Genomic DNA, 13,834 nt, shown 5'->3' on the forward strand with positions numbered 1-13,834 from the left:
GAAATTAAAGAGTATTATATTGATATTTTTTCAGAAGTTAACAATTTCAGAGTTAGTAGTGAGAGAGATTCAGATGTTGATTTTTTGCTATCCTTTGAAATTCAAGAAAATGGTTTAGAAGACTGGATTCCTCAAGAGCGAATTTCATCTGGTATGTTTCGTACTTTAATTTTTTTAATTGAAGTAATTACTGCTCCTGAAGAGTCAGTAATTTTAATTGATGAATTTGAGAATAGTTTAGGGATTAACTGCATGGGTGAACTAACAGACTTTATCCTTGATAAATCTCCAGATGTACAGTTTATACTTACTAGTCATCATCCATATATTATCAATAATATTCCTTGGGATACTTGGCAAATAGTCAGTAAATCTGGAAACAAAGTCAGAGTCAGAAAATCTTTAAATATTCCAGAACTTAATACAGCTTCTAGTTTAGATAAGTTTACTCAATTAGTTAATTTACTTGATAGTGAGGAAGTGTCTGAGTGAATCTTTTATTTTTAGTAGAGGGGGGAAAGACTGAACCAAAGGTATATAAAGCATGGTTACAACATTTATTTCCTAGCTTAACTTTTGTTGTCAGACCTGAAGATATGACAATGAATACTTGTCGGATTATCGCAGGTGATGGATATCCAAATATGGTGAGTAAGCCTAAGCAATATCCAGGAGTTTCTCGATTGGAAGCCTGTCTAATTGATATAGAAACATTCGGCAATGTCAACCATTTTTTTATATGTATTGACTCTGAAGAAAATTCTTATATTGATCGTTTTAATGAAGTGAAATCTAAACTTGATGATCTAAAGTCAGGCTACAATATAGATAGCTCAAAAACAGAAATCCATATAATAATTCAGCATTGCTGTATTGAAACATGGGCATTGGGTAATGCAGAAATTCCTAACGAATATAGTTCAATTGGAAGTTCTCCAGTTTTATCGGAGTTTCAGGCATATTACGATATTTTGGTCAATGATCCTGAAGAAATGTCTTCATGTCCACCTGGATATATTTTTAGGACAAAAGCGAAATTTCATGAACGTTATCTCAAAGAATATCTCACAGAATTTGGTTTGTCCTACAGTAAAAAAGATCCAAAAGTTGTAGCGGATAAAAAGTATCTAGATGCGTTAAAAAAGCGATGTGAATCAATGAATCATTTATCTAGCTTGAAATTATTGTTAGATATATGGGATAGCATAGAAACTTTGTAAGCATTAGCAAAACTTAGGTACATTAAGGTGAATCTCCCATTGATTACTGCGCTTAAAAACACAATGAGAGAATAATTATATGAATTAAATCAAAAACCGACAGCTTGATCAAAACGGATTTGTTCTAAACTGCGATCGCCATAAACCCCCTCAATTTGCTGACGACAGCAATCAATGGCAAAATCGTTGACATCTTCCGGTTCAATTCCATACATCTCTTCAAATGTCTCTGCTACCACACGACAAAACCGGGGACGGGTGGAGTAGATTTTACATTCCCGCGTACCATGATCATAATTTACGCACCATCCACCCTCGCCGACCATACTAAGATAAAGTTCTAAATCCGGTGGTGAAAGATACTCTTCTAAATCTGGACGATCTGCTGGTGTTAAGTTACAGCAAGCGCCACACTGAGATATACATTGCCAAGTAGCCATATTTTTAACCTTTTAATCTTCCTGTTATACTCATGTATAGTTAATCTTCCTGTTATACCCCTGTATAGGGTGATTAGGATATCAATCATGAAACTGTGACAACAAAAGGATTTTACTCCTGACTGCTGACAAAGGGCGCAGACCCTGCGCCCCCACCTCCTGCTATATTCTACTTTTTTATGACTTTTTCTATAATTTTGTGAACTAAATTAAATTTTAGATCCCCTAAACAGATATGATAGGTTGCGGGTTTTACGATTGAATTATTAAATCTTTTTAAACCATTAAAATCATTGGGAGGAAAAAATGGAGATTTTAGCTAACATCAATTGGGAAGTTGTCTTGCAGTTAACTTGCGTGGGACTAATCGTGGTTTCCGGTCCTATAGTAATCTTCCTTCTAGCATTTCGCAACGGCAACCTGTAAATTGGGTCATGGGTAATGGTTTGTATTGTCACCAATTACCCATTTACAAGAATCGGGGTTTAAATCCCCGCTTAAAAAAGTTTTAAATCTTTAATTCTGCACAGAAGTTGATAAAGTCTGAATTGCAGTTTGTACAATTCCTTCATAGATGGGTTGGGACAAATCTATCTGTTCTGCATTGTCGCGGTTGAAACCTAACAGACCAAATTTATCTTCTGGTTGCATGACTAAAACTTTACCTTCAGAATTCTTAACTCTTAATTCCCTACTCATACCATTTTCATAGATTCCACAGGTATATTGACGCTGTTTATATTCAAAACTACCCCGTGTTTGATTTGATGAATTAGTGAAAAGTTCAAGAACGTGATTTGGGAGTTTTGCACCGATTAACTCCATTTCAATGGTAGTTTTACCATTAAAGTTATTTTCTCGGAGTTTGTAAGCAATATCTAATCTTGATGGTAAGGGAAAATAATCACCCCAACGCCATGCTATACCTTTAATTTCTTGGCGCTGATGGTCAATAGTTTGGGATACAGTTAATTTAATGTGACCTTTACCAACTATTTTCTGTTCAATCACTTGAACATTCGCAGTCCAAAAAATTGGATCTGAGTTATCAATACCACAGGGATGAAGAATATTTAACTGTTGAAAAAGATCCTGATTAATTTCGTGAATATTAACTTGAGTATCTATTTTCAACAGCGGTTTCAGGTGTTGAGGTTCTAAACACTGATTTGCAAATGCAGATAACCGCAACCGAAATTCTGGTAAATTCTCTGCTGGTAAAGAAAATCCCCCCGCAGCTTTGTGTCCTCCAAATTTACCTAATAAATCCCGACAAGCATCTAAAGCTGCAAATACATGAAATTCAGGAATTCCCCGGGCTGAACCCCGAATTATGCCTTCATTTTCGTAAGTTCCAATAAAGACGGGAACACCATAACGTTCTAGTAAGCGGGAAGCCACAATCCCAATCACACCATGATGCCAATTATCTTTGATAACAACTAATACGCGGTCTTTTTGTAAAGAGTTTACATATAAATCTTCAACAATAGAAATGGCTTCTTTTTCAATTTCTTCGCACATTTGTTGCCGTTGAGTATTAGTTTGTTCACACTGGATAGCTTTGGCTAGTGCAATACTAAAATCATCAGTTGTGAGTAAATCAATGACAATTTGGGGATCACCAATTCTGCCGATAGCATTGATTCGCGGTCCTAATCGAAAACCAATATCTTCGGGTTTTAAAGATTTGGAATTTTGATTTTTTTCTGCTTCACTAGCTTGAACTCCGGCAATTTGAATTAATGCTTGTATCCCTGGTAAAGTAGATTTTGGTAATATATTTAAACCTCTTTTTACCCAGCGACGATTCACACCCGTTAAAGGGGCTAAATCGGCAATAGTTCCTAATGTAAATAGGGCTAAAAGGGGCTGCACTAAACCTTTGAGTTCTCCTAATTGCTGTGCTAAACAAACGGCTAAAATATAAGCTACACCCACACCAGCGACACCCCGATAGGGAGAAGATTCAGCTATTAGTTTCGGGTTAAGAATTGCATTAGCTGGGGGTAATATTTGGGGAATATCATGATGATCTGTGATAATAACTTTTAAACCCAATTCTCTAGCTTTGGTAATTGGTTCAACGGCAGAAATTCCGTTATCTACAGTGAGAATTAGTTTCACCCCTTCATCATGAAATTCTTCGACAATCCGGTTATTAATGCCATAACCATCGTGCATTCGACTGGGGATAGCATAATCAACATCAGCACCTAACGCGCGGAAACTGCGGAGTAGTAAGGCAGTGCTGGTCATACCATCTGCATCATAGTCGCCACAGATAGCTATTTTATCTTGATTGGCGATCGCCATTTCCAATAATTCCACACTTGCAGCTAAATCAGGAAATTCCTCCAAAGGAGAAGGTAAATTTAAAGACTCAGGATCTAAAAATATTTTTGCATCTTCTGGGTTTATCATCCCCCGATTAATTAACAATTGGCTAATAATGGGGGAAATATTCATTAAATTTGCTAATGTTAAACTGGCCTCGGTATTTGTTGCTGCAATTTGCCAACGTTGATTAGGTAAGCGTCTAATTGATTGGTTATTGTTCATTGCCAATTTACGTCTTTTTTATTGATCATGGCGCGTTATACTGTCGCTAACACAACCTACGTATCTTTTTTAAAATCAAATATTAGTTCTATATTTATAATACGTAATTCAGTATTTTTAATTATTTATTAACAATTCTTACTACAAAACTGATAGTATCTTCATGTAGAATCTGTTTTGATACAAAACTCCAAGTACCAAGTGATTAATCATGAGAAATTGGCAGCAGAAATTATTTGTAGGCTTACTTTGTTGTGCCTTTTTAGTTTTCGGGTGGCAAAATAGAGTATTAGCAGCAGGAATTACTAACAACAATACTCCAATCCTCAAAGCAGAATTAGCCCAATTAGAAGTAACCCAAAATGTCTATGACTATCTATTGCAATATCAACCAGAAACTTATAATGTTCTCACCAAAACATTAGCAGATAGTATTGAAGATGCCAAACAACCATTAGCAGATGAAGTAGTTAATAATCTTTGGGCTTTATCTCCAAATAATCCCCAAGTAAAATCGAGATCAAATAATGGCAAAGTAGAATATTTGATGTCAACTTGGAAATACACAAGTAACCCAAATACAGATTGGCCAATAGGTGCAAAGAAATTACTACCTTATCAAACTTGGTTTACCGCAGTACCACAAGTAAAAGAATTTTGTCAAAAATATCAAGCAATTGATAGCAATATTCCTGATAATGTTGAACTCTCATTGCGGTTACAGCAGTATTTAGGATTAATCTTAAATAAATATTCCACTAAGACTCATTTTGTAGAAATGTGGGTAAAAGCCGAAGATTTAAGTAGACCATGTATTGATGGAGAAATTAACGATTCTAGTTGTAATCTTTTACCTTTACCTGTTCCTGATAGTAGTCCTGTTGTTAAGGCAATATACACCAATTCCTACACCAATGCCAAAAAAGAATATTATCCTTGGTCTGGTTTAGGTTATACTTATGACTGGGGAAATCCTCAAAGACCCCATCAAGGACCAAGTGAGTTTATTATTAACCCCACTCCAGAAAAACCTGTAGAAGTGGAAGTTGTTTCTGTGACACCGACGCAAGAATATTGTCGGAATCAGATTGTACAATAAGGTTTTTGTAAAATAGCAAATATCTCATTTGTAGGGTGGGTTATGCTGTCGCTAACTCACCTTTTAAAACTCTTACTCTCTGTGACTCTGCGTCTCTGCGTGAAACAAAAGCATACTTTTAATCAGCAACACCAAATGACAGTAATTTTCAGTTTTTGTAAAATAGTAAATATCTAATTTGTAGGTTGGGTTAAGCGATAGCGCAACCCAACAAAACGATTAATAAAGTTGGGTTTCCTTCCGTCAACCCAACCTACACAATTAGTTTTTTTCCATTATACCTAAAGTAGAATCAGCACTGCGTCCAAACTCTTCTGGTACATATTGAAGATGTACTTCCGCACCTGGCCAAAGGAATGTTCCTGGAGTCACAGAACGAACTAAATAATGTAAACTGTAAACTCCTGGTTCGAGATGATCTGCATAGGAAATAATCCGATCTTTATAGATTGTTTTATATCCTAATTGCCAATTATCGGCTTTTGCTTGTAATGCTGGTGTCGCAGTTTGAAAACTATCATCTACAGCTTCAAAACCTGCGGGTAATGGGTCTTTTATGACTACATGATCTACAGGATGATCTGTAATTACTTCTAAACCAATATCAAATACTTGTCCAGATTGTAAGGTTAAAGGTTTATCAAAAGCATACATTCCAGTTTTTTGAATAGTTTTCTCTTCATTAACTTTACTAATTTCTCGCGTTACTCGTAAACCGTTAAATCTCCCTGGTTGATTTCCTTGTAAACGATATTTGTAAGCGACTAAATAATGCAATTTACCTCTTCCAGATTTTTGCAACCATAAATCACGTTTACCTTCAGGTAATTGATTCATGGGAATATTTATTTGCAAGCTAGGATTTTGATAACTATTAAAACTGGTTTCGCCTAATTTCTGATTTGCTAATTTTACCGTAGTCATAAAATTAGGTGGTGTGGGTTGGAGTTGGCTATATTCCACTAAAGCTGTGAGGGCTTGGGCGTTATTATAACTAGATTCCCATGTGCCATATCTGCGTAAATTTAGCAGACTTTGCAGTAATTTGTCAATGATTTCTGGGTTGGTTTTTTGATCAATAAATAACTGTAAAGCTTGGGCTTGGGTAACAGTATTTGAACTCATCCAACTCCAAGTTTTGGGTAAGTTTACAACTGCGGTACGTCCAGTTTCATAGATATTCTTTTGGAACTCCAACCGCATGATTTGGGCTTGATTTTGCCATTCAGGAAATTGATATAGATATCTGGCTAATTTGATTTGAGTAACTAGATCAAAATTATCACGTTGTTGATAAATATCTGATAAGAAACTATTGCGTTTATCGCCTAATTGTGCTAAGGCAATTAAAGAATTTAGTTGCAGTTGAGATTTACAAAGTTTCTGTTTACAAAAGTCGTATTGTCCAGGGTTAGCGAGAACATTTTGTAAATAAGTTCTCAGACTAGAGATAATTTTACTATCAACTACACCAGGAAAGCTTTGATTAGCTATAACTAAAGATTCTCCAGCATAACTAGAAACCCAAGGATCGGATTTTTCTTGTCCTGGAAATGCTGCAAAACCACCATCTGCAATTTGCAATTTTTGTAATTGTGCAATTGCTAATTTTGCTTGTTGTTGAGGATTAAATTCTGCAAATGTCTGATTATATTTTTGGGTGAGAGTTTGCAGATTTGCAGCAATTAATAATTGACTTGCGGCTGGTTCTGCAAATGGTAAATTATTATTTTCTAAAACTTGTTTTGCAGGGGCTTTAATTGCTAGAATTAGGGTACTGGCTAATTGAATATCTAAACCTCCAGCTTCACGGAAAGTATTTTTAGTAATATTCACAGGGATTTTTACCTGTCTTTCACTTACACCAGTTTCGACAACTTGTTCGGTAATTTCTAAAGGTTTAATTTCTAAAGGTACAGTAAATGCGTCAGCGATATTATTTAGCTGTGTGGTAAATGTCATTTTCCCTTCTCCCACATTTCCCGCTACCATTGGGAAACGATAAGCTTGGGTTGCTGATTCGGCTTTTGGTTGTAATGAGGTGGTTTTGGGGTTATTTTCGGCGAAGTTAAGAGAACCGCTAAGTTCACCGTTAATAGTCAGATTTCCAGTGTTTGTGGTGGTGTTGGTGACTGATAAACCTGCCAAAATGCGATCGCCACTCCGGGCAAATTGTGGCAAAATAGCATTAGTTATTAATGGTTTTGTGGTGATAAATGTTGCGTCACCATTCCCAAACCGCAGATTTCCATCTGTAGCCACAACCATTATCCGCCAAGTTGTTAGATTATCGGGTAATTTAAAGGTGATTTTTGCTTTACCATTTTCATCACTAATCACCGAACCATTGTAATAAGCTAAAGCTTGAAAATCTTCACGAATCCGAGTATTTGCTAAACCATTGGAGAAACCTCCACCATAACCCCAACCTTTGGGTAAACCTGTAGCTAATGGTGCTAATTTAACATCACGACGATTATCACTGAATCGGGTAGAAATTGGTTGTTCTGCATAAACAGTATCTACCAAATTTGGCGGACGATAACCAGTTAATTGTAATACCGCTTCATTCACCACCATGACAGTAAATTGTCCTTTGGTAGCGTTTCCTTGATGATCTTTTAATTCCAGTTCTACATTTGCTTCTTTTCCAGGTTCTAAAGATTTTTCAACTGGGTTAACTTGTACCTTTAAATATTTATCTGTTAGGTTAACTTTAAAAGCTGCAAACCCAATTTTGGCTAAATTTTCTAAACTTCCCGGTTCTACTTGATTAAGTGGTTTACCTTGTCTGACTAATACCGCTTCTACTGCTGCATTAGGTAACATTTCCGGGGTAATTGTAAACTGAATTTGGGGCGCACCTCCTTTAATTTTAACTACTTGTTGATAGAGAGGTTTATCTTTAATCACTGCAAAATATAATTCTCCTTCTGGGTAGGGAGATTGAATTAAAGCTGTGGCTATGTCTCCAGGTTTAAACTCTTTTTTATTTAATTTAACCTCCAATTTATCTTTTTCTTCTCCACCCCAAAATACTTGATTTTCTCCTGTCACCCAAATTTGTAAATCTGTAGCTGTAATCTCATCTCTACTATCACTAAAATTAGCGCGAATGCGATATGAACCTGATATATTAGGTTTTAAGTTAACTGTTTGGGGGGTATTTCTAGATGTAATATCTGTTTTCCCAACTGTTTGATATTCAACTTGATTTTGTGGAGTTTTACTACCTTCAACAATTTTGGTAACGCTGCTATATTTTATCTGTTGTAATTCCAGATGTATTCGTTGATTTTCTAATGCTTTTCCAGTTGCGTCAGTAACAATAAATTCTATAGGAAAATCTTTGCCAGCGTCAGCCACAAAATTCGTTTTTAAACCAATTATTCGGTTACTGGGTAAAGCGGTAAAACTTTGGGAATTAGCAACAGATAAATTAGAAATATCACTAATTTGCACATCTACCCGATAAGTCATGGGGTATGGTAAATCTTTAGCTACAGTTACAGTTTGACTACTTTTCCCATTCGTATCTAATTTAGTGCTAGTTTGCAAAACATCATTCGTCACATTGGGACTTTCTTCTGGCCAAAACCATTGTCTGCCAAAACTAAATTCTTCCCAACCTTTAGGGATAAAATTAGTCTGTTTACGAGTGACAAAATATTTAGCTTCTCCCCCTTCAACTGGTGAACCAAATAAATAATTACTTCCTACCTGCACATCAATTTTGTCATCAATTACTGCAAATTCTTGATTGAGTTTTAAATCAACTTTAAAATTTGGGGGTTTAAATTCTGCTACTCGAAACTCTCCCGAAATTTCTTGTCCCTTGTTACCTTTAGCTTTAATAGTATAAAATCCTAAAGGCTGATTTTTAGGAATCGGTAACTCTAAAGAAAATGTACTAAATTGGTTAGTTGTTTTTGTTCCTAAATCTGTATTTTGTCCATTAGGACTAACTAAAGTTAATTGATAAACGGAATTTTTATCTTCTTGAATTTTACCTTTTTCTAAATAATCTGCAAAAGCAGTAAAAGCAGCTTTTTCTCCGGGTTGATATAATTGTCTATCAGAAAAGATAATTCCTCGTGATTCTGGTTTATCAGCTTCCCAACCGGCATCAATTCCATAACCATAAGCACCACTATATTCTTCCGTTCTCGCAAATGCCCAATCTTGATTTTCACTGGCGATTACTAATAATTGTAGTCCGCTAGATTTTAATTTGGGATAACATTGTATTAATTGATTATTCTCAATTATCAAAATTCCCTTTTCATCAGTTTTTCCAGTTGCACAGGGTACAGGTTGAGGACGAGATTTTTCTGCTAATTTTGATTGATAAACTTCAATATTTACCGCTTTAACTGGTGAACCATCACTAAGATGATGAACCCGAATTAAACCCGATTCTGGAAACCATTGAGAAAAGACACCTAAATTAGTTAATTGTACCATGCCATAAGTTGTCGGTTCTTTCCACAATTGCTTACCGTCTTCTTGATATTTATGAGTTCGTGCTTGCACTCCATAAGCTAACATTCCCTGGCGATTACCTAATTTTTCTTTCAGAGGAACATTGATAGTTAATGACTGATTTTGTTTACCCCTAATTTTGAAATCTTGCCATTTAGAAGGTTCGGGTAATAAATCATTAGCAGTATTTGTATAAACCAAATCTGTAGGCTTAACAATGCGATAAGCAGCTTGATATTTTGACTCTGGTAAATTAATGGTATCAATATTAATTTGCAAATCTTTATCTGTGGGAAAAATATTTAAATCTGATGGTACAGAAATATTTCCAGCAACATCACCAGTATCATATTTAATTGTTACTGGTTTACCTAAAGTTTGCCCAAATTTATCTTTAAGATTTCTCTCAATATTAATTGTATAGGTAGTAGATGGTTCTAAAGCATAGGGATTAATGCTGACAATTCTATCTTCTTCAGAAATTTGCAGTACAGTATCAATATTTTTAGGTGCTGGCTTAATTTTAATATTGTCCTTAACGGAATCTGCCAATAAAATGTTATTAAATTCTAACTGAGGACTACCTTTAGTAAATCTCCCATAAGTTCCCCCAGAATCTGGTTCTCCATAGGGTTTAATTCCCACAAATCCTAAAGGTGAATAAGTTGCTAACTTACTGACAAATTCTTTCTGACTGGGTAAATTACCATTCGCAGGAAGAATACCGGGAGAAAAATTCAAACGGTAAGAAGTAGCTTTCTCTAAATTTTGCCCAGGAATAAGATTATAAACCCAATTTCTGACTGAAGGGTCAAATTTTTCAAAAGGATCTAGACTTTCTGGTGTTTCTTCCTTCGCTAATTCCACCTTAAAACCCACACCTTGGGTTTTACCTTCAGGAATTAACTGTAAATGCTTTTGGACAGAATCTAAATCTAATTCTAAATTAGAGGTAAATTGCAACTTTGGTTGTAAACCCATTGGTTCAACTACGGCTTTTTCAATCGGGTTAACTCCTGGTAAATTAGTAATTTGAATGGATTCAGTATTAAAAGTCCAAGCCAAATCTTGACTTAACCGATGATTTTTTAAATCTGCTAAACCCGCTTTAAGAGTAACCTTAACTCGCGTTGCTTTCGGTATAGCTTTATCAGCTTGAAAACCCACCATGCGCGGAGTTAAAAAGCGAAATTGTCCCGGTAAAGGAGGCCAAATTGCAAATTTAGTTAATAAACTTTGCTGTTGGGGACTATCAAGACTTTCAACAGGAATTAAAGCTTCCTGAAAGCGAATCCGAATTTGACTGGTAGGTTTTGCATCTCCTAAAGGACTGATTTGTTCTATCCAATCTGGTAACTTTGGCGTAATTAATGACTCAACAGGTGGTAACTTTTCCTTACCTGGTTGAATAGTCATAAAATTACAACCAGTCATTCCGAATACGAGAGTGACAATAAACAGGAACTTAAAGATTTTTCCAATCATCATATTAAATAAATGCAAAAAATATCAACAGTGAATAAACCAATCCTAAATAAAATGTAAACAACTCTCCTCCTCTGTGTTCTCTGTGCCTCCGTGGTTCGATTAAAAAACAGGAATGATATATAGATAACTAATGTAACGTAACTATTTCCCAAAAAGCATACAATTCTTAACATTATTATGAATTTACTAACTCATTTCCTCAAAACTCTTACTCTGTGCGTCTTAGCGTTTCTGCGTGAGATAAAATCATATAAATTGCAGATAAAGCGAAACTACAAACTGAATAAAATTATTGTCCCTTGCATTGTAATCTGTTTATTAATCCGATTATGTCCTTATTTTGCCCCTATTCGTAGTCTAAATATTGCCCAGCATCAATTAGCCATAGAGTTTACAGATCGTAACAATTTACCATTAGGAACTATATTAACCAGTGATCAAGAAAATACCTCAGTTGTCAAATTAAATCAAGTTTCACCACAATTCATCAAAGCAATATTAGCCGCCGAAGATGCTCATTTTTATCAACATGGGGCATTAGATTTAAAAGCAATTTTTCGAGCGATAAAAATAGCAATTGAGAATAAAAAAATTGTTTCTGGTGCTTCCACAATTACCATGCAATTGGCGAGAATGTTGGATAATTCACCGCGAACAATGACTGCAAAATTAAAAGAAGTTTGGTTATCTTGGCGATTGGCTGCGGGGATGACAAAAGATGAAATTCTTGCTGCTTATATTAATCGTTTACCTATGGGGGGAAATATTTATGGTGTAGAAGCTGCGGCGCAAATTTACTTTTCTATTCCTGCTAGTGATTTAAACTTAGCCCAAGCTTCTATTTTAGCAGCAATTCCTAATAATCCCACTTATTTTAATCCTTATCAACATCGAGAAAGATTACAGCAAAGACAGAAATATGTTTTAAATAGAATGGTACAGGAAAAATATATTTCTGATGCAGACGCGCAACTTATATATAAAGAAAAAATAATATTTCAACCCCGTCAACAGGGAATTATTGCTGCACCACATTTTCTATTTTGGTTAGCCAAACAAAACAATACACCTAATCAGGAATCATCACCTATTCGCACGACAATAAATCGCCCTTTACAGCAATTTGTGGAAGCACAAGTACAACAAGTAATTTCCTCTTTAAAGGCTAATAATGTCCATGATGCAGCAGTGGTGATAATTGACAACTCCTCTGGAGAGGTTTTAAGCTATGTTGGTTCGCCTGATTATTTTAATGATGTGAAATTAGGACGAAATGATGGAGTACAAGCTTTACGTCAACCTGGTTCTACATTAAAGCCATTTGTGTATGAATTAGCTTTAGAAAAAGGAGTAATTAATCCTCATACGATTTTGCCAGATGTACCTGCCCATTATGCAATTCCGGGAGCGAAATTATATAGTCCCACAGATTATACTAACAGCTTTCTCGGTCCGGTGAGAGTGAGAGTTGCTTTAGCAAATTCTTTAAATGTACCTGCGGTAAAGGTATTAGAAAAAGTGGGTGTTGAAACTTTTTTAAATCGCTTACATGAGTTGGGTTTTGCCCATTTAAATCAAGATGCTGAATATTACGGTTTGGGGTTAACTTTGGGTAGCGGTGAGGTGAACTTGTGGGAACTAGCTAGGGCTTATTTAACTATGGCTAATATGGGGAAAATAACACCATTAGTAACTACATTAAACAGTTCCCCAAATTCAAATTCTCAATTTTTAGTTTCCAATTATTGGCAATTAATTATTGATATGTTAAGCGATCGCTATGCCCGATCCACAGCTTTTGGTGTAGACTCAGTGTTAAATTTGCCCTTTCCCGTAGCTGTCAAAACTGGTACATCTTCAAATTATCGTGATACCTGGACAGTTGGCTTTAGTAGTGATTATACTGTGGCTACCTGGGTGGGTAATTTCAACGGTGAACCCATGCGTCAGGTTTCCGGTGTCACAGGGGCTGCACCTTTGTGGAACAGAATCATGTTACATCTGCATGAACATCAAACACCCGCTAATTTTCCATCGCCAGAGGGCATGGTAAAATTACCAATTTGTGCCATTACAGGGCTAAAACCTACACCTAGCTGTACTTCCGTAGTTCAAGAATATTTCTCTGTAAAAGATAAAATTGCATATCAAAAATCTACGGATTTTCATTTATCACCTGTGTATGATCAATGGTTAGCAAAACAGCCACAATTGCATTTTAATCCTGATAATTTCCGAATTATCTCTCCTCGTAATGGGGATTTATTTCTGCTGTATCCATCTGGAGAGGGACAGCAAAAAATAGAATTTAAAGCTAGTGGAACATTAAATCAGTCCATAGACTGGTGGCTAAATGATCAACATTTATCTACACAATCAACAAATGCGATATTTTGGCATTTACGCCCCGGTAATTGGAAGCTAGAAGCCAGAACTGGTAAGATGCGTGACCAAATAAACTTTCAAGTAAAGTTAGGAAATATCCAACCGAGAAAACAAGGTTTTTCTGTAGCAGATCCTACTAAATTATAGGAGTTATGGAT

Annotated in this window: 8 protein-coding genes; 5 read left to right on the forward strand and 3 right to left on the reverse strand. The window is 35.6% G+C overall.

The features are described 5' to 3' along the window. Positions 1 to 492, forward strand: a 492-nt coding sequence (locus IQ228_RS09495) for an AAA family ATPase (RefSeq protein WP_193962731.1), incomplete at its 5' end; no start/stop codon positions are given. Continuing rightward, the gene (locus IQ228_RS09500) at positions 489 to 1,220 is read left to right on the forward strand and encodes a hypothetical protein (protein WP_193962732.1); all 732 of its coding nucleotides are present in this window, start codon (positions 489 to 491) and stop codon (positions 1,218 to 1,220) included. The genes IQ228_RS09495 and IQ228_RS09500, both read left to right, overlap by 4 nt. 89 nt (positions 1,221 to 1,309) lie before the next feature. Here the strand turns inward: IQ228_RS09500 and IQ228_RS09505 are convergent, their stop codons facing one another. Continuing rightward, entirely contained in the window at positions 1,310 to 1,660 is a 351-nt protein-coding gene (locus IQ228_RS09505; protein ID WP_027401806.1) for a YkgJ family cysteine cluster protein, read from the reverse strand. A 306-nt stretch (positions 1,661 to 1,966) separates the two neighbouring features. On the opposite strand from IQ228_RS09505, the gene psb30 reads away from it, so the two are divergent. Further along, positions 1,967 to 2,086 carry a photosystem II reaction center protein Ycf12/Psb30 gene (gene psb30, locus IQ228_RS09510; RefSeq protein ID WP_071992760.1) on the forward strand — a complete coding sequence of 40 codons (120 nt, stop codon included), beginning with the start codon at positions 1,967 to 1,969 and terminating at the stop codon, positions 2,084 to 2,086. A gap of 90 nt (positions 2,087 to 2,176) precedes the next feature. Here psb30 and recJ read toward each other — a convergent pair whose 3' ends face one another. Next, complete coding sequence (gene recJ / locus IQ228_RS09515; RefSeq protein ID WP_193962733.1) at positions 2,177 to 4,222, reverse strand: single-stranded-DNA-specific exonuclease RecJ; 2,046 nt, start codon at positions 4,220 to 4,222, stop codon at positions 2,177 to 2,179. 211 nt (positions 4,223 to 4,433) lie between these two features. Between recJ and IQ228_RS09520 the strand changes: the two genes are divergently transcribed. Beyond that, entirely contained in the window at positions 4,434 to 5,321 is an 888-nt protein-coding gene (locus IQ228_RS09520; RefSeq protein ID WP_193962734.1) for a hypothetical protein, read from the forward strand. A gap of 261 nt (positions 5,322 to 5,582) precedes the next feature. On the opposite strand, the gene IQ228_RS09525 is transcribed toward IQ228_RS09520, so the two are convergent. Beyond that, complete coding sequence (locus IQ228_RS09525) at positions 5,583 to 11,291, reverse strand: alpha-2-macroglobulin (RefSeq protein ID WP_193962735.1); 5,709 nt, start codon at positions 11,289 to 11,291, stop codon at positions 5,583 to 5,585. A 177-nt stretch (positions 11,292 to 11,468) separates the two neighbouring features. On the opposite strand from IQ228_RS09525, the gene pbpC reads away from it, so the two are divergent. Beyond that, positions 11,469 to 13,823, forward strand: coding sequence for a penicillin-binding protein 1C (gene pbpC, locus IQ228_RS09530; RefSeq protein WP_193962736.1), 2,355 nt, complete (start codon positions 11,469 to 11,471; stop codon positions 13,821 to 13,823). Positions 13,824 to 13,834: the final 11 nt, after the last annotated feature.

Origin of the sequence: Dolichospermum sp. LEGE 00246 (assembly GCF_015207865.1) — a bacterium.
Classification (GTDB): domain Bacteria; phylum Cyanobacteriota; class Cyanobacteriia; order Cyanobacteriales; family Nostocaceae; genus Dolichospermum; species Dolichospermum heterosporum.